We start from the raw sequence: 16,271 nt of genomic DNA on the forward strand, positions 1-16,271 counted from the left end.
GGCTTCCATAACAGAGTGCTCCGCGGACACGGTCATCCAGGTACTGAACCGGATCCGTCTGCGAGGACGCCGAGCAGGTGCGTGACCTCGCGGGCCACGGCGTCGCGCCCGGCCCTGACGTACGCCCGGGAGTCCACGGCCGCCAGGTGGGCGTCGAGGTGCCCGCGTACGGCCTCGGTGAAGGCCTTGTTCAGATGCGTGGCGATGTTGATCTTCTTCATGCCGTGCCGTACGGCCGCGCGGAGGGTGTGGTCGGGCACGCCAGAAGAACCGTGCAGCACGAGAGGCACCGGTACGGCGGCGCGCAGTTCGGCGATGAGGCCGAGGTCGAGCACGGCGTCCTTGGTGGTCATCGCGTGGGAGGTGCCGACGGCGACCGCCAGGGCGTCGACGCCCGTCCGTGTCACATAGTCGGCGGCCTCGCCGGGCTTGGTGCGGGCGCCCGGCGCGTGCACGCCGTCCTTCCCGCCGACCTCGCCCAGTTCGGCCTCCACCCATACGCCGCGCTCGTGACACCAGGCGGCGACTCCGGCGGTGGCCGCCACGTTGGCCTCGTCGTCGAGCGCGGAGGCGTCGAACATGACCGAGCCCAGCCCGAGCGTGACCGCCTCCTCGACCAGGACGCGGTCGGTGGCGTGGTCGAGATGCACCGCCACGGGGACGGCGGCGGCCCCGGCGACGGCGAGTGAGGCAGCCGCGAGCGGGGCGAGGGCGCCGTGGTAGCGGACCGCGTTCTCGCTGATCTGCAACACGACGGGAGAGCCCGCGGCCTCCGCTCCCGCGACGATCGCCTCCGCGTGCTCCAGCAGGATGACGTTGAAGGCGCCGACGCCCGCCGGAGCGTCACGAATGATGTCGCCGATTCTGGCGAGAGGCATGGGGGGCCTCCGTTTCTCTGGTGGTCGGGGGGTCAGGAGACGGGCTCGATGCCGATCGCGGGGTGGAGGGCCAGGTAGACGTCGGGGTCGACGTCCCCGGCGAGAGGAGCCGCGACGGCGGCGGCGCCGAGTGCGGTCGCGCGGCGCAACCGATCCGGCCAGGGGGTGGCCTCAACGAGGCCGAGGGCGAGCCCGGCCACGAGGGCGTCTCCCGCTCCGGTGGGGTTGCCGGTGATCTCGCGCGGCATTCGGGCCCGCCAGGATCCGCCGGGGGTGACCGCGAGGGCCCCGCGCGCCCCGAGTGAGACCACGACGGACTCCGCGCCGGCGCTCCGCAACGCCTGCGCCCGGTCCGCGAAGGCCGACCGGTCCGCGTCGGCCCCCCGTTCCGTGTTGGCCGACCCGTGCGTGTTGGCCGACCCGTCCGCGTCGGCCGATCGGGGCCGCGACGCCGTACGGGGCGGGGCTTCGCCGGAAGCGGCGCGGGCGAGTTCGTCCGCGTTGGGCTTGATGATCGCGGGACGGCCGCTCAGGGCATGACGGAGAGGCGCGCCGTCGGCGTCCACGATGGCGGGCACGCCTCGCTCGGCGGCCATGGCCGCGAGCCCGGCGTAGAAGTCCGGGGGAGTGCCGGGCGGCAGGCTCCCTGAGATCACGACGGCGTCCGCATCGCGGAGGAGACCCGCGAAGTGGCGGGTGAATCGCGCGAGGTCGTCCTCGGCCACCACCGGGCCGGGCTCGTTGAACAGGGCGTTCCGCCGGGATCCGGACGCGCCGGCTTCGGAGACCACGAGGGTGGTGCGCGACTCGGCGGCGATCGGCGTGAAGTCGGCGGTGACGCCCGCGAGGGCGAGGTCGGCCAGGACGGCGTCGCCGGTACGGCCTCCGGCGAGACCCGTGGCGAGGACCTCGTGGCCGAGGGACGTCAGCACGCGGGCGACGTTGACGCCCTTGCCGCCCGCTCGGCGATGGGCCGAGCCGACGCGGTTCATGCCGTTCCAGTCGACATCGCCGACCACGTAGGTCACGTCGAGGGCCAGGTTGAGGGTGACGGTGAGGATCATCGCGCGGACGACCGGGGGCGTGGGGGCACGGCTCGCCTCCGAAGGGGATGGTTCATTTCTGCATCTTTCATAGCACTAATGCGCAGTTCTGTGCAGAGTGCCCTATGTCATGAAAGATCGCTAGGGTGTGCGCAGGCGAAGCCGTAGCGCAGAGGTCGTCGTGCCCGACTGCTCATCGGGAGGACGCCGGTTCGAATCCGGTCGGCTTCGCCGTTTTCTCCCGATGCATAGCAGATCGCTAAGCTTCCGCCCGGCGGGGCCGTAGCGCAGAGGTCGTCGCGTCCCTTTGGCAAAGGGGAGGACGCCGGTTCGAATCCGGCCGGCCTCGCCGCCCGTTCGTGAGGAGAGCCGATGGCGTCGTTCGCCCCGGACGCGGCCGGGGTCGCGGACACCCTCGCCGAACCGGACGTCGAGACCTGCCTGCGGGTGCTCGAGCACGCGCGTGCGGCCGACCCCGGCGACCCGCGGTGGGCGCCCGTGCGCGAGGCCGCCGCGCGTCTGTATCACGCGGGGAAGAAGGCCAAGAAGGCGGCCAGGTACGCCGAGCGCCGGCGGCACGATCTGGAGGCCATGGCCGCGTCCGAGCGCTTCGCGCAGCAGGACCCCTCCCCTGAGCCGGCTTCCCCGGAGCAGGCCCCGGCGAGCCTGCGGCCGCTGGTCGGCACCCGCCGGTGCTACGTGTGCAAGACCCCGTACGGCCAGGCCCACTCCGTGTACCACCTGCTGTGCCCGGACTGCGCGCGGGAGAGCCTGAGCCGCCGCGACGCCCGATGCGACCTGGGCGGCAGGACGGCCCTCGTGACCGGTGGCCGCATCAAGATCGGCTTTCACGTCGCACTGAAGATGTTGCGCGACGGAGCCGAGGTGCTGGTCACCACCCGGTTCCCCCGCGACGCCGCCCGGTGCTTCGCCGCGGTGCGCGACTCCGCGCTCTGGCTCGACCGGCTACACGTGCACGGAGTCGACCTGCTCGATGTGGCGGGCGTGGCCGGACTGCTCGACACGGTGCACGAGCGATTCGCGCACCTCGACATCCTGGTCAACAACGCGGCACAGACGATCAGGCGGCCGCCGGCGTACCACCAGGAGGTGCGCGCGGCCGAGGAAGAGCCGCTGAGCGGGCCCGCGGCCCGGATCGCCGTCACGGGATCCGCGTCGCGCCCGGCGCCCACGTTCCCCGGGACGATCGCGCTCCCCGACACGCTGACGGCGGCGTACGAGCCCGCCGGGCCGCCCTTCCCGGCCGATCGTACGGACGAGCATGCTGGGCCGCTCTTCCCGGCCGGCCGCACGGACGAGACCGGGCAACCTCTCGACCTGCGCGAGCGCAACAGCTGGAGCCTGCGCCTCCACGAGGTCGACCCCGCCGAGTGGCTGGAGGTGCAGTTCGTGAACGCCTTCGGGCCCTTCCTGCTCACCTCGCGGCTGCGGGGGCTGATGGAGGCCTCGCCGTACCCCGACAGATACGTCGTCCAGGTCTCGGCCATGGAGGGCAGCTTCTCGCGGGTGAACAAGACCGTCAGGCATCCGCACACGAACATGGCGAAGGCGTCGCTGAACATGCTGACCCGTACGGCGGCCGCCGACTACGCGGCCTCGGGCATCCACATGAACAGCGTCGACACCGGCTGGGTGACCGACGAGCGGCCCCATCCGGAGAAGACGGCGCAGCGGCGGTCGGGGTTCCGGCCGCCGCTCGACGTCATCGACGGCGCCGCGCGTGTCTACGACCCGATCGTGCGGGGCGTCGGCGGGCAGCGGATGTCCGGGTTGTTTCTGAAGGACTACCGACCGGTGGAGTGGTGATGACCCAGCCGACCCCCGTGCGCTGCCCCGCGATCGAGCATCCGGACGTGCCGTTGACCGATCCCGAGACGCTCGGACCACTCCTGGCCAGGCTCGCCGCCACCGACCCGGTCGAGGCCGACGAGACGTTCCCGGTGGGAACCGTACGGCAGGACGGGCGGGTCGACCTGTGCAAGCAGGGGCTCGGCCTGGCCGGCGCCGCCCGGCTGCTGCCTGTGGCGACCGCCTCGCCGCACGCGGTTCACCTGCTGCTCGGCACCAACGCCATCGGCTCGGAAGGAGCCCGGATGATCGCCGGTGCGCTCGTCCCCGGGCACGGGCTGCGCACCCTGTATCTGGGCTGCAACCGCATCGACGCCGACGGCGCCGCCGCGCTGGCCGACCGGCTGGCGGACGACGACACCGTCCGCGCGTTGTGGCTCAAGCGCAACCCGATCGGCGACGCGGGAGTCCGCGCCCTGGCCGCCATGATGCGCCGCAACACCTCGCTGCGCACGCTCGACCTGGTCAACACCGGTCTCACCGCCGAAGGGCTCGGTGCGCTGCTCCACGCGCTGACGGTCAGGCCCCGTCCGATCGAACGGCTTTACCTCGGCGGCAACGGCCTCGACACCGCTGCGGCGCCCCTGCTGGCCGCGCTCATCCGCGACGCGGGCGTGCGCGAGCTCTATCTGCCCGCCAACCACCTCGGCGACGAGGGCGCGGCCATTCTCGGCGGCATCGAGACGCTCGACCTCGGCCGGCCGCCGTCGGAGCGAACCCTGGGTGCTTCGCCCAACGCCACCGGCGACGCCGGGGCACAGGCGCTGGGCGAGGCCCTCGCCGGGAGCCCCCTGCGCCGCCTGGAGTTGCGGCACACGGGTGTCACCGGCAGGGGCGCCAAGACGCTCCTGTCGGGCATCGTGGCGGGCACGCGGCTGGAACACCTCGGACTCGGTCCCGGCGTGCCGAGGAAGGTGAAGCGGTCCATCGCGCCGCTGCTCCGCCCGGCCGAGCCGAGCCACCCCGATGTGGCCGCCATCGGAAGCGTCTACCGATGACGAAGGCCGCCCGCGGCACGAGGTCGTTCCGCGGCGAGGAGGCGGCGGCCTGGCAGCGCGTACGCCGTCACGCGGTGCCCCGCTGGATGATCGAGCAGGCGACGGAGCGCCGGCTGGCGGGAGACTGGCGGGGCGCCTGCGCCGTGGCCGGCGTCGACGTCGCGTTCGACCCGGCTGCCGTCGCGGAGCGGCACGGCGCCGAAGTGGCGGCCGCGGTCGAGGACGACCTCGCGCATTTCGCGCCCGACCTGCTGCGCTGGCATCTGCCCCGGACGACTCCGTGGAACGGGACGCTCGCCGTCGGCCGGATCGTGGTCCTGGCGGAGTACAGGACGCGCCTCGGCGGCCCGGGACCCGCCCTGTACGTCACGACGCCCCCGGTCCTCGACGGAACGCAGCGGCTCACCCTGCATCTCGGCCGGCCGGATGCGAAGCACGACGCCCGCCGGTGGCGGGACGGCCGCGCCTGGCTGACGTCGCGTCACCTGTGGGACGTGCGGCACGCCGGCGAACTGCGCCTGCGCGTGGGCGGAGGCGAACGGGCCCCGTTCTTCACCAGGGACGGAAGGCTGCTCGCCGAGGGTGACCTGCCCGCGGCCGACCCCGGCCGTGACGACCCCGTCGCGCACGCGGAATGGGTGACGCTGCTGCACGAGCGCGGTCAGGTCGAGGCGGCCTTGGCGGCCGCCGGCATCCACCTCGACCGGCGAGAACAGGTCGTTCGCGGCTGGGCGTGGGGCAGCCTGACGTACTGGCTGGAGACGCTGCCGCTGAATCTGGCCATGCTCGAGCGGGAGACGGCCCACCTGGCCGAGGCGACGGGCGAGCGGCACTTCGAGATCGTCCACGGGTTCGGCTCGGGAGTGGCGCTGGAGCGCGCCTCCGGCGAGGGAACGCTGCGCGTCAGCACCGCCCGGGCAGGCGGGGGCGTCCGGCTCCCCGACCTGTGCTGGCGCCGGCCGCCCGACCTCGACCTGCTGCGGCACGGCCGCATCACCGCCGACCGCCTCCACCCTCTGGTCAGTGCGGCGCTCTTCCCCGACCTGGCACCCGGGGCGGGCCCGGCCGGGCCGCCCGATCCCGAGCCGCCCGCCCCCGTGCGGGTCCGGTGCAGGGGCGAATGGCACCTGGTGTCCTCGGGCGAAGGCGTGCTCCGCATGCCCCACAGCGACGCGGAGCGGCGGCGGGAACGGGCCATGCGGGCCTTCGGCGGCGCGGTCGCGGGCTGCTTCGCCGTGGGAGACGCGTGGACGTCGGGGCGGGGACGGCTGCCCAAGGAACTGCGCCGCCAGCGGCGCGACCTGTTCAGGCGGGTCCAGTACGGCGACACCCCGGGGGTGCTGCGCATGCTGGACGCCGGGATGGACCCGCACGTGCGCGACGGCGACCTGCGCACGTTGCTGCACGGGCTGGCCTCGCTCGACCACGTGCCGTTGCTGCCGCGTCTGCTGGAGGCGGGGGTCGACCTGGAGGCCCGCGACGACCGGGGACGTACCCCGCTGATGGCGGCCGTCTACGGGCACGGGCCGGAACCGCTCGTGCGCGCGCTGCTCAACGCGGGCGCGCGCACCGACGTGGTGGACGTGGACGGCTGGTCCCTGAGCGACGTGATCCGGCGGACGCGTCGAGGAGATCTGCGTTTTCTGCGCGACCAGGTCGATCGTGAGCATCCCGGCATCGGCCGTCCGCAGGACGACTGGTGAAGGACGACCGGTGAAGGACGACGAGGACTGATGGACATCGCAGACGCCCCGCTGGCCGCGGCCGACGACCTCAACCGCCGCGCCAGGTCGTCCCGGACGGAGCGAGGTGAGAACCCGCAGCTCGAGGCACTGGCCCTGGCCGTGTCGGCCAACCAGCCCGTGCTTTTGTGGGGTGAACCCGGCATCGGGAAGTCGGCGGGCCTGGAACGGCTCGCCTCCGGGCTCGGCGTCCCGCTGGAGACGGTCATCGCCAGCGTGCACGAGCCGTCCGACTTCGCCGGGCTGCCCATCGTCGGAGACGACCCGGGCACGACCGGTGTGCCCATGGCGCCGCCCGACTGGGCCGTGCGACTGGTGCGGGCGGGGCGTGGGCTGGTCTTCTTCGACGAACTGTCCTCCGCTCCGCCGGCCGTGCAGGCGGCCCTGCTGCGCGTCGTCCTCGAACGGCGCGTGGGCAGCCTCGTGCTTCCCGAGCAGGTGCGGATCGTCGCGGCGGCCAACCCCCCGTCGAGTGCCGCCGACGGCTGGCATCTCAGCCCGCCGCTGGCCAACCGCTTCATCCACCTGCGGTGGACCCATGACCCGCGCACCGTCGCGCGCGGCATGGCGGGGGTCTGGCCGCAGGTGCCGATCCCCGTCGTCGAACCGGCGAGGGTCAACGGCGCCCTCGCCCGTGCGCGCGGCGCCATCTCCGGCTTCCTCACCGCGCGCCCCGGACTGGTGCATCTCATGCCCGAGGACGCGGAGGGCAGAGGTGGGGCCTGGCCGTCACCGCGCACGTGGGAGATGGCCCTGCGGCTCCTCGGGGTCGGGCACGCGTCCCGGGCCGGGAGGGAGGCGCTGGCGACCGCGCTGGTCGGGGCCGTCGGTGAAGGCGCCGGCATCGAGTTGCTGTCCTATCTCGAGCACCTGGACCTGCCCGACCCCGATCGGGTCCTGGCCGACCCCGATGCCTTCGACCTGCCCGAGCGCGGCGACCGGCAACTGGCCTTCCTCACCGCGGTCGTCGCCGCCGTGCACACGGACCTCACCCGGCCACGGTGGGAGGCGGGGTGGGCCGTGCTGGCCAAGGCCGCCGAGGCGGGCGTCCCCGACGTCGCGGCCCGAGCGGCCGTCGACCTCGCGGCGCTGCGCGACACCGACTGGCCTGTGCCGATCGGCATCGACGCGTTCGTCGACCTGCTCCAGTTGTCAGGCGCATTGCCGGCCGATGGGTGACCGCGACGTCGCCGGGCTCGACCGGGTCAAGCTGCTCGCCGCCCGCTACCGTGCGGCCGTCGACCGCCCCTACCTCGCCTCCGCGCTGTACGCGTTGTCGATCGTGCCGAGCGTGACCGTGCCGACGATGGCCGTGGACCGGAGGTGGCGCTGTTACGTGTCGCCGGGCTTCGTCGACTCCACCCCGGTGGAGGAGCTCGCCGGCGTCTGGATACACGAGGTGGCGCATCTTCTGCGCGACCACCACGGCCGCGCCGACCGGCTGCCCGCCGCGGAACAGGCCGACCGGCTGCGCGTCAACGTCGCCCAGGACTGCGAGATCAACGACGACCTGGTCGCCGACGGCGTTCCACTGCCCGAGGGTCGGCTGGTGCCCGGCCTCTTCGGTCTTCCTCCCGGCCGGCTGTTCGAGGCGTACCTGCCTCGGATACCGTCCTCGCCGCAGGTGCACGACTGCGGCTCCGGCGCCCACGGAAGGCATGTCTCCTGGGAGCCGCGGGACACCGACGGGGGGATCGGCCCGGTGGAGGTCGGTGCGCTGCGCCGTACGACCGCGCAGGCGATGCGGGCTCACCTGCGCGGCCGCGGCGACCTGCCCGAGGGGTGGCGGCGATGGGCGGACCAGGTCCTCGAACCGGTTGTGAACTGGCGCAGGATGCTGGCGGGGGCGGTCAGGGAGGCGGTGGCCTGGGCCGCGGGCGCGGTCGACTACACCTACCGCAGGCCGTCCCGCCGCACGCCCGCTCTGCGTGGAGTCGTGCTGCCGAGCCTGCGCCGCCCGCTGCCCAGGGTGGCGGTCGTGGTCGACACCTCGGGGTCGATGGGCGAGGGCGAACTGGCGGCGGCACTGGCGGAGATCACCGGCGTGCTGCGCGAGGTCGGCGTCCGGGGCAATCGCGTCACGGTGCTCGCGTGCGACGCCGACGTCCGGGCGGTTTCGCGGGTGACCGACGTCACGCAGGTCACGTTGACCGGAGGAGGGGGCACCGACATGCGCGCCGGCATCGCGGCCGCACTCGCCGTACCCGACCGGCCGAGTGTGGTGATCGTGCTCACGGACGGCCTCACCCCCTGGCCCGCAGAAACGCCCTCATGCCGGGTGATCTGCGTCCTGATCGGTGACGCCGCCTCCTCCGGCCGTCCTGATCCGCCCGCCTGGGCGGAGACCGTACGCGTCCCCGCCGTGTGACCTGTCAGGACTCGTCGGCGGGGAAGTCGGCCGACCGGCTGACCTCGGCCCACTTCTCGGCCTCCGCCGCGCGTACGCGGGACGCCTCCGCGGCCATGTCGACCGCGCGTGCGCCGAGCAGCAGGCGCAGGGGCGGTTCCTCCAGACGCACGATGTCGGTGATGATCCTGGCCGCCCTGGCGGGGTCGCCGGGCCACTGGTGGACGGTCGACTCGCGGTAGCGGTTCATCGCGCCGACCGTCTCCTCGTAGTCCGGGCTCACCGGCGGCGTCCGCATGGAGGAGCCGCCCCAGTCGGTCCGGAAGCCGCCCGGTTCGATGATGGTCACCTTGACCCCGAACGGCTTCGCCTCGTTGCTGAGCACCTCGGAGAAGCCTTCGACGGCCCACTTGGCGGTCTGGTAGGCGCCCATGCCGGGCGTGCCGCCGACGCGTCCGCCGATGGAGGAGAACTGGATGAAGTGGCCCGAGCGCTGCCCGCGCAGCACGGGCAGGGCGGCCTTGGTGACGTTGACCACGCCGAACAGGTTGGTCTCGATCTGCTGACGGAAGTCGTCGTCGGTGAGGTCTTCGATGGAGGCGCTGTTGGCGTAGCCGGCGTTGTTCACGACGACGTCGAGCCGCCCGAACTCGTCCACCGCCGTCCGCACGGCGGCGTGGGCCGCGGCGGCGTCGGTCACGTCGAGCGCGATCGCCCGTACGGAGTCGCCGTACTCCTTGACAAGATCGTCGAGCTGCTCCGGCGTGCGGGCGGTCGCGACGACCTTGTCGCCGTCCTCAAGGGCGGCCTCGGCCAATTCGCGGCCGAAGCCGCGTGAGCTGCCGGTGATGAGCCAGGTCCTGGTCACAGGTGTTCCCTCTTCAGTAACTAACTGACTGGTTGGATACATGGATAGAGAAGCACCCGGGGAACGGATGTGTCAACTGACCGGTTAGTTGTACGGGTGGTAGGCTCCCGGAATGGCACGCGACGCGGATCAGACGAGGAAACGGCTGCTGGAGGCGGCGGCCGCCGAGTTCGCCGCGTTCGGCATCGCGGGAGCCAGGGTCGATCGCATCGCCGAGGCCGCCGGGTGCAACAAGGCGATGATCTACGCGTACTTCGGCAACAAGGACCAGTTGTTCGACGCGGTCTTCACCGCCCTCGTCGCCGCGACCATCGAGCACGTGCCGTTCGACGCCGAGGACCTGCCGGGGTACGCCGGACGGCTGTTCGACCGCTACGAAGACGACCTCGCGACCGTACGACTGGCCACCTGGTACCGGCTGGAGCGCCCGCATGGCGCCCCACTGCAGGCCATTGTGGCGTCAAACACGACCAAGCTCGAGAAGGTGGCGCGGGCCCAGCGGGACGGCGTGGTGCCCGATCGCTACTCGCCCGCCGAGATCTTGACGCTGGTCATCGCCACAGCTGGGGCGTGGGCCTCGGTCACCCCCGAACTGGGCAAGAACGCCCCCGCCGACCGCGCGCGCCGCAGGTGGACCGTCGTCGACGCCGTACGGCGGCTGCTCGCGGAAGAGGCGGCCGCGTCCACCTGAGACGCGGCCGCGTGCGCCGTCAGGCGGGGAGGATGACCGACCGGGTCAGGTGCATCGGCCGGTCAGGATCGAGGCCCGCGGCGTGGGCGCGGGCGACGGCCACCCGCTGGACGCGGACGAGTTCGGCCATGGGGTCGAGGGCCGATTCCAGGAGCGTGCCGCCGGTGGCCTCGACCTGGTCGCGCAACCCGCTCGGAGCGGTGCCGAGCATCCAGGTGATCCGGCCCGGCTCCGCGATGGCGATCGGGCCGTGACGGTATTCCATGGCGAGGTAGGCCTCGGTCCACGCTCGGCACGCCTCCCGCATCTTCAGCGCCGCCTCCTGCGCGATGCCGTACGTCCAGCCGGTGCCGAGGAAGGAGAACTGCTCGGCGGTGAGGAGCGCCTCGGGGAGCGGCTCGGCCAGCGCGCGCTCGCCGTCCGCGATGACGGAGGTGAGGTCCTCGCCGAGATGCATGCGGAGCAGGGCGAGTTGGGTCGTGGCGAAGCGGGTCTGCACCACGGACTGCTCGTCGGCGAAGCCGAGGACGATCGTCTCGTCCGCCAGCCCGGTCACGGGCGTGTCCGCGTCCGCCGTGACGGCGGTGGTCCTGGTGCCGGATTCCTTCGCCCGGCGAAGGAGATCGAGGACCTCGGTGGTGGTCCCCGACCGGGTGAGGGCGACGACGCGGTCGTACGGACGCCCCAGCGGCGCCTCGGAAGCGGCGAAGGCGTCGGTCTCGCCGTGCCCCGCCCGTTCACGGAGGACCGCGTAGCTCTGGGCGACGAACCACGAGGTGCCGCAGCCGACGACGGCGACGCGTTCGCCCGGGGCCGGCAGGGCCTGGACCGGAACGGAGGCGGCCGTACGCCAGCAGTCCGGTTGTGAGGCGATCTCGGCCTCGGTGTGGGTGGTCATGCCGCCTCCAGATATGGTTCGTTTCTGCATATTTCATAGCATTAATGAACAACTTTGTGCATAGCTCGGGGTGGGTCTCCGGCGTGTGCCAGGCTGGTGCGCGCGAGCGCGCGAGCGCGCGGGAGTCGGGGGGCGGGCGCGGTGCCGCGGATAGTCGGGGCTGACGAATGAGCGGGTCTGGTGAACGGCCGGCCGCCTCTGGTGAACGGTCGGCGGACGGGTGAGGGTGTGGGGCGGCGTTGAGTAGGCAGGGTGAGGCACGGTGAGCAGGTACGAGCGGTGGAACGCCATCCTGGAGCTCCTCGCGGAGGAGGGCCGGTTGTCGGTCGAGCAGGCCGCGCAGTCGCTGGACGTGTCCACCGCGACGATCCGGCGCGATTTCGACGAGCTGGCGGGCCAGCAGCTGCTGATGCGGACGCGCGGCGGCGCCGTCACCCAGAGCGTGAGCTACGACCTGCCCCTGCGGTACAAGACGGCCCGGCACGCGGGGGAGAAGCAGCGGATCGCCAAGGCGGCCGCGGCCCTGGTGGAGCCGGGCGCGGTGGTCGGAATGAACGGCGGGACGACCACCTCCGAGGTCGCGCGGGCGCTGGCCACGGTGGCGGATCCGGAGATCGGCTTCACGATCGTCACCAACGCGCTGAACATCGCGGCGGAGCTGACCGTCCGTCAGCACGTGAAGATCGTGGTGACCGGGGGAGTGGCCCGGCCGCAGTCCTACGAGCTGATCGGCCCGCTGGCGTCGGGCGTGCTGGACCAGGTGGCGATAGAGATCGCCTTTCTCGGGGTGGACGCGATCGACGTCGACGCGGGGGCCACCGCGCATCATGAGGGAGAGGCGAGCGTCAACAGCCAGCTGATCGAGCGGGCCGCCCGCGTGGTGGTCGTCGCCGACGCGTCCAAGGTCGGCCGCCGGGCGTTCGCGCGGATCTGCCCGATCGGGTCGATCGACACGCTGGTCACCGATGACGGCCTGCCCGATGACGCCGCGGTTCGTCTCACCGAAGCCGGCGTAACCGTCCTCCGCGTCTGAATGGTGTGTGGGTGTGGGTGTGGGTGTGGGTGAGGGGGGTGTGAGTGTGAGTGTGAGGGGGGTGTGAGTGTGAGGGGGGTGTGGGTGTGGGGTTTGTGTGATCATGCACAGGTTCGGTGGGAGGGCCCGTGAGCAGCCCTGATCCCGGCCGTGATCATGCACAGGTTCGGTGAGACCTCCCTGACGTGGGGCTTCGCCAGTCGTGATCATGCACACTTTCGATTGAACCTGCCTTGACATGCCCACTTGCGGTTCGTGATCATGCGCGGATTCGGGGAATGCGGCGCTGGCCTGGGCTGGATAATCCCGTGATCATGCACGTGTGTACGGCGGGCACGGCCTTGCATGATCACGGAAGGGTTTTGGCAGGTCGGGCGGACTCGCGCCGAGTCTGTGCATGATCACGGACGGGTTTGGCCGGGCCATCGATGCCGCGACCGAAAGTGTGCATGATCACGACCGGGATCGGGGCCGGTCGGGGGCCCTTTCGCCGAATGCGTGCATGATCACCAACGGGCGCGGCCCAGGTGGCGAAGGGTGCTGCCGAATCCGTGCATGATCACGCCAAAGAGGCGTTCAGCGGCCGGCCTCGTGGGCGTCGACGAGCTGTTTGGGGGCCGTCAGACACCAAGCCTCGGTGACGAGCTCGAACAGTTCCTCGCGGTCGATCTTCGCCAGATGTACGACGACCCATCCGAACCGGCCCGCGGTGAACTGGACCTCGAACACGTCAGGGCGCTCCGCCACGAGCGCGATCTGTTCCTCGATCGTCGCCTTGAGGCCCACGGTCTCGGTGCGCTCCCACAGATAGCCGAAGCCCTTGCCGCGCACCTTCAACGCGATCCAGCTGTCGCTGTCGCTCAACTTGACCTCGGGAAGGTCGTTCAGCATCTTGAGGAACTCGTCGACGGTCACACCCATGGCCTACATGTACCAAAGCCGTCCGACATTTCTCAGGGATCGCCTCAATCTCGTATTCCGTCATGCAGCGGGCCACGGTCTTGTGCATGATCACGGCAGGTGTCTGCGCAGGTCGATGACGCTGTCGCCGAATCCGTGCATGATCACGCTCGGCGTTGGGCCAGTTCGGCGCGGCTCCGGCCGAATCTGTGCATGATCACGCCTAAGGGGGGGCAGGTCGCGCGGGCCTTCGCCGAGCCTGTGCATGATCACGCCTAGGTCAGGGGTGTTTTTCTGCGTGGCCGCCGAACTCGCTGCGCATGGCGGACAGGGCGGCGTCGGTGAAGTGCCCGAGCCCACGAGACTCGAAGCGCTCGATGAGCGCCGCCGTGATGACCGGGGCGGGGACGCCCTCGTCGATCGCCGCGTCCACCGTCCAGCGGCCTTCGCCGGAGTCGGAGACGCGCCCTTCGAAGCCGTCCAGCCGGGGCGAGCGCGCGAGCGCGTCGGCGAGCAGGTCGACGAGCCACGACGAGATGACCGAGCCGCGCCGCCAGACTTCGGCGACCTCGGCGACGTCGATGTCGTACTGGTAGGCCTCGGGATCGCGCAGCGGCGCCGTCTCGGCGTCGGCCTCCCGGCCTTCCTTGCCCACGTTGGCGTGCCGGATGATGGACAGGCCCTCGGCGATCGCGCCCATCATTCCGTATTCGACACCGTTGTGGACCATCTTCACGAAGTGCCCGGCGCCGCTCGGGCCGCAGTGCAGGTAGCCCTCGGACGCGGTCCCGTCTCCCTGTGCCCGGCTAGGCGTGGGCACGACGCCGCCGGAGCCGGGCGCGATCGTACGGAAGACGGGGTCGAGCCGCGTGACGGCGGCGGCCTCGCCCCCGATCATGAGGCAGTATCCGCGCTCGAGCCCCCAGACCCCGCCTGACGTGCCGCAGTCGACGTAGTGGATCCCCTTCGCCGCGAGCCGCTTGGCCCGGACGATGTCGTCGCGGTAGTAGGAGTTGCCGCCGTCGATCACGACGTCGTCCTCGTCGAGCAGGTCCGTGAGCTTGCCGAGCATCGGCTCGACGACGGCCGCGGGCAACATGAGCCAGATCGCCCGCGGCCTGTCCAGCTTGGCGGTGAAGTCCTGCAGGGAGGTGGCGCCGGTCGCGCCCTCGCCCTCGAGTTCGCGGACCGCGCCCTCGTTCACGTCGTAGACGACGCAGCGATGGCCGTCACGCATCAGTCTCCGGACGAGGTTGGCCCCCATCCGGCCGAGGCCGATCATCCCGAGCTGCATGGGCTTGTCGGTCGCCATTGCTCCTCCCGTTCCGCCCGGCCTTCCCCGGGCTCAGGTGAGGCCTACTTCAGCCCCCTGTACCGGCGGATGAGGGTGTCGGTGGACGAGTCGTGGGCGAGCTCGGGCTCCTCGTCGCTCATCAGCTCGGGTGCGATCTGCCCGGCGAGCACCTTGCCGAGCTCCACACCCCACTGGTCGAAGGAGTCGATGCCCCAGATCGTCCCCTGGACGAACACGATGTGCTCGTACAGCGCCACCAGCGCGCCGAGCACGTTCGGGGTGAGCCGCTCGGCGAGCAGGACGTTGGTCGGGCGGTTGCCCTGCATGACCCGGTGCGGGACGACGTCGTCCGGGGTGCCCTCGGCCCTGACCTCCTCCTCGGTCTTGCCGAAGGCGAGGGCCTGCGCCTGCGCGAAGACGTTGGCCATCAGCAGGTCGTGGTGGTCGCCCAGCGGGTTCAGGCTCTTGCCGAAACCGATCAGGTCGACGGGGATCAGCCGCGTCCCCTGGTGGAGGAGCTGGTAGAAGCTGTGCTGACCGTTGGTGCCGGGCTCGCCCCAGTAGACGGGCGCGGTGTCGTAGCCGACGACCGTGCCGTCGAGCGTCACGTGCTTGCCGTTCGACTCCATGGTGAGCTGCTGCAGGTAGGCGGGGAACCGCTTCAGATACTGCTCGTACGGCATGACGCCGACGCTTTCCACACCGAAGAAGTTCACGTACCACACCGACAACAACCCCATGATGACCGGCAGGTTCTCCGCGAGCGGCGCCGTGCGGAAGTGCTCGTCCATCTCGTGGAAGCCGGCCAGCATCTCGCCGAAGTGCTCGGGCCCGATGGCGAGCATCGTCGACAGGCCGATGGCCGAGTCCATGGAGTAGCGGCCGCCGACCCAGTCCCAGAAGCCGAACATGTTGGCGGTGTCGATGCCGAACTCCGCGACGCGCTCGGCGTTCGTGGAGACCGCGACGAAGTGCCGCGCCACCGCCTCGTCGGTGCCCAGTTGGGCGACGACCCACTCACGCGCGGAGTGGGCGTTGGTGAGCGTCTCCAGCGTGCCGAACGTCTTGGAGCTGACGATGAACAGCGTCTCGTCGGCGAACAGGTCGTGCGTCGCCTCCGCGAAGTCGGTCGAGTCGACGTTGGAGACGAAGCGGAAGTTCAGGTCCCGCTTGCTGTAGTGGCGCAGCGCCTCGTAGGCCATGACGGGCCCGAGGTCGGAGCCGCCGATGCCGATGTTGACGATGTTCCTGATGGGCTTGCCCGTGTGGCCCTTCCACTGTCCCGACCGGACGTGACGGGCGAACTCGGCCATCCGGTCGAGGACCTCGTGGACCTCCGCGACGACGTCGGCGCCGTCGACGGACAGCGTGGCGCCCCGCGGCATCCGCAGCGCGACGTGGAGCACCGACCTCTTCTCGGATGTGTTGATCTGCTCGCCGCGGAACATCATGTCCCTGCGCCGCTCCAGCTCCGACTCCCGCGCGAGGTCGTTCAGCAGGTTCAGCGTTTCGCCCGTCACCCGGTTCTTCGAGTAGTCGAGGTACAGCCCCGCCGCCTCCGCGGACATGCGCTCGCCACGCCCCGGGTCCTCGGCGAACAGCTCGCGCAGGTGGCGTCCGCTGATCTCGGCGTGGTGCCGCTCGAGCGCCTTCCATGAGGCGCGGTCGCGGAGCGGGGTCGTGGGCATCGGTGAATCCTCCGGTCGCTGG

General features: G+C 71.5%; 14 protein-coding genes and 2 tRNA genes. 9 read left to right on the forward strand and 7 right to left on the reverse strand.

The features are described 5' to 3' along the window. Nucleotides 1-32 precede the first annotated feature (32 nt). Both Pka01_RS28835 and Pka01_RS28840 read right to left on the reverse strand, forming a co-directional pair. Nucleotides 33-878: a class II fructose-bisphosphate aldolase gene (locus Pka01_RS28835; RefSeq protein WP_203886056.1), complete on the reverse strand. Its 846-nt coding sequence runs from the start codon at nucleotides 876-878 to the stop codon at nucleotides 33-35. Between the two features lie 32 nt (nucleotides 879-910). Continuing rightward, the gene (locus Pka01_RS28840) at nucleotides 911-1,942 is read right to left on the reverse strand and encodes a 1-phosphofructokinase family hexose kinase (RefSeq protein WP_203886057.1); all 1,032 of its coding nucleotides are present in this window, start codon (nucleotides 1,940-1,942) and stop codon (nucleotides 911-913) included. A 137-nt stretch (nucleotides 1,943-2,079) separates the two neighbouring features. On the opposite strand from Pka01_RS28840, the gene Pka01_RS28845 reads away from it, so the two are divergent. From Pka01_RS28845 to Pka01_RS28875, 7 genes are all read left to right on the forward strand, one after another. Continuing rightward, nucleotides 2,080-2,152, forward strand: a tRNA-Ser gene (locus Pka01_RS28845). A gap of 45 nt (nucleotides 2,153-2,197) precedes the next feature. After that, nucleotides 2,198-2,270: transfer RNA gene (locus tag Pka01_RS28850), tRNA-Ala, on the forward strand. Between the two features lie 23 nt (nucleotides 2,271-2,293). Next, entirely contained in the window at nucleotides 2,294-3,748 is a 1,455-nt protein-coding gene (locus Pka01_RS28855) for an SDR family NAD(P)-dependent oxidoreductase (protein ID WP_203886058.1), read from the forward strand. Beyond that, complete coding sequence (locus Pka01_RS28860; RefSeq protein WP_203886059.1) at nucleotides 3,748-4,788, forward strand: leucine-rich repeat domain-containing protein; 1,041 nt, start codon at nucleotides 3,748-3,750, stop codon at nucleotides 4,786-4,788. Before Pka01_RS28855 ends, Pka01_RS28860 begins: the two co-directional genes overlap by 1 nt. Beyond that, nucleotides 4,785-6,491, forward strand: coding sequence for an ankyrin repeat domain-containing protein (locus tag Pka01_RS28865; protein ID WP_203886060.1), 1,707 nt, complete (start codon nucleotides 4,785-4,787; stop codon nucleotides 6,489-6,491). The genes Pka01_RS28860 and Pka01_RS28865 overlap by 4 nt, the downstream gene beginning before the upstream one ends. Nucleotides 6,492-6,521: 30 nt before the next feature. Further along, the gene (locus Pka01_RS28870; RefSeq protein ID WP_239115477.1) at nucleotides 6,522-7,709 is read left to right on the forward strand and encodes an AAA family ATPase; all 1,188 of its coding nucleotides are present in this window, start codon (nucleotides 6,522-6,524) and stop codon (nucleotides 7,707-7,709) included. Beyond that, the gene (locus Pka01_RS28875) at nucleotides 7,702-8,898 is read left to right on the forward strand and encodes a vWA domain-containing protein (RefSeq protein WP_203886061.1); all 1,197 of its coding nucleotides are present in this window, start codon (nucleotides 7,702-7,704) and stop codon (nucleotides 8,896-8,898) included. Before Pka01_RS28870 ends, Pka01_RS28875 begins: the two co-directional genes overlap by 8 nt. A 4-nt stretch (nucleotides 8,899-8,902) precedes the next feature. Here Pka01_RS28875 and Pka01_RS28880 read toward each other — a convergent pair whose 3' ends face one another. Then, a complete protein-coding gene (locus Pka01_RS28880) occupies nucleotides 8,903-9,745 on the reverse strand; it encodes an oxidoreductase (RefSeq protein ID WP_203886062.1) in 843 nt (280 codons plus the stop codon). Between the two features lie 112 nt (nucleotides 9,746-9,857). Between Pka01_RS28880 and Pka01_RS28885 the strand changes: the two genes are divergently transcribed. Further along, complete coding sequence (locus Pka01_RS28885) at nucleotides 9,858-10,436, forward strand: TetR/AcrR family transcriptional regulator (protein ID WP_203886063.1); 579 nt, start codon at nucleotides 9,858-9,860, stop codon at nucleotides 10,434-10,436. Between the two features lie 19 nt (nucleotides 10,437-10,455). Here the strand turns inward: Pka01_RS28885 and Pka01_RS28890 are convergent, their stop codons facing one another. Next, the gene (locus Pka01_RS28890; RefSeq protein WP_203886064.1) at nucleotides 10,456-11,334 is read right to left on the reverse strand and encodes an SIS domain-containing protein; all 879 of its coding nucleotides are present in this window, start codon (nucleotides 11,332-11,334) and stop codon (nucleotides 10,456-10,458) included. A gap of 262 nt (nucleotides 11,335-11,596) precedes the next feature. Here Pka01_RS28890 and Pka01_RS28895 point away from each other — a divergent pair, with 262 nt between their 5' ends. Continuing rightward, on the forward strand, nucleotides 11,597-12,367 hold the full coding sequence (locus Pka01_RS28895; RefSeq protein WP_203886065.1) for a DeoR/GlpR family DNA-binding transcription regulator: 771 nt from the start codon (nucleotides 11,597-11,599) through the stop codon (nucleotides 12,365-12,367). 576 nt (nucleotides 12,368-12,943) lie between these two features. On the opposite strand, the gene Pka01_RS28900 is transcribed toward Pka01_RS28895, so the two are convergent. The 3 genes from Pka01_RS28900 to pgi all read right to left on the reverse strand — a co-directional run bounded on the left by Pka01_RS28900 (nucleotide 12,944) and on the right by pgi (nucleotide 16,249). Beyond that, the gene (locus tag Pka01_RS28900) at nucleotides 12,944-13,288 is read right to left on the reverse strand and encodes an MmcQ/YjbR family DNA-binding protein (RefSeq protein WP_203886066.1); all 345 of its coding nucleotides are present in this window, start codon (nucleotides 13,286-13,288) and stop codon (nucleotides 12,944-12,946) included. A 259-nt stretch (nucleotides 13,289-13,547) separates the two neighbouring features. After that, nucleotides 13,548-14,579, reverse strand: coding sequence for a phosphogluconate dehydrogenase (NAD(+)-dependent, decarboxylating) (gene gnd / locus Pka01_RS28905; protein WP_239115479.1), 1,032 nt, complete (start codon nucleotides 14,577-14,579; stop codon nucleotides 13,548-13,550). 44 nt (nucleotides 14,580-14,623) lie between these two features. Further along, nucleotides 14,624-16,249 (reverse strand): glucose-6-phosphate isomerase, encoded by a 1,626-nt coding sequence (pgi, locus tag Pka01_RS28910; RefSeq protein WP_203886067.1) that lies wholly within the window; start codon nucleotides 16,247-16,249, stop codon nucleotides 14,624-14,626. Nucleotides 16,250-16,271 lie beyond the last annotated feature (22 nt).

This window comes from Planotetraspora kaengkrachanensis (assembly GCF_016862895.1).
GTDB classification, from domain to species: Bacteria; Actinomycetota; Actinomycetes; order Streptosporangiales; family Streptosporangiaceae; genus Planotetraspora; species Planotetraspora kaengkrachanensis.

Excerpts from the sequence above, each read along its gene's own strand:
- Pka01_RS28835 (WP_203886056.1), bottom strand. The coding sequence starts at position 878 with ATGCCTCTCGCCAGAATCGGCGACATCATTCGTGACGCTCCGGCGGGC.
- Pka01_RS28840 (WP_203886057.1), bottom strand. The coding sequence starts at position 1,942 with ATGATCCTCACCGTCACCCTCAACCTGGCCCTCGACGTGACCTACGTG.
- Pka01_RS28855 (WP_203886058.1), top strand. The coding sequence starts at position 2,294 with ATGGCGTCGTTCGCCCCGGACGCGGCCGGGGTCGCGGACACCCTCGCC.
- Pka01_RS28860 (WP_203886059.1), top strand. The coding sequence starts at position 3,748 with ATGACCCAGCCGACCCCCGTGCGCTGCCCCGCGATCGAGCATCCGGAC.
- Pka01_RS28865 (WP_203886060.1), top strand. The coding sequence starts at position 4,785 with ATGACGAAGGCCGCCCGCGGCACGAGGTCGTTCCGCGGCGAGGAGGCG.
- Pka01_RS28870 (WP_239115477.1), top strand. The coding sequence starts at position 6,522 with ATGGACATCGCAGACGCCCCGCTGGCCGCGGCCGACGACCTCAACCGC.
- Pka01_RS28875 (WP_203886061.1), top strand. The coding sequence starts at position 7,702 with ATGGGTGACCGCGACGTCGCCGGGCTCGACCGGGTCAAGCTGCTCGCC.
- Pka01_RS28885 (WP_203886063.1), top strand. The coding sequence starts at position 9,858 with ATGGCACGCGACGCGGATCAGACGAGGAAACGGCTGCTGGAGGCGGCG.
- Pka01_RS28890 (WP_203886064.1), bottom strand. The coding sequence starts at position 11,334 with ATGACCACCCACACCGAGGCCGAGATCGCCTCACAACCGGACTGCTGG.
- Pka01_RS28900 (WP_203886066.1), bottom strand. The coding sequence starts at position 13,288 with ATGGGTGTGACCGTCGACGAGTTCCTCAAGATGCTGAACGACCTTCCC.
- gnd (WP_239115479.1), bottom strand. The coding sequence starts at position 14,579 with ATGGCGACCGACAAGCCCATGCAGCTCGGGATGATCGGCCTCGGCCGG.
- pgi (WP_203886067.1), bottom strand. The coding sequence starts at position 16,249 with ATGCCCACGACCCCGCTCCGCGACCGCGCCTCATGGAAGGCGCTCGAG.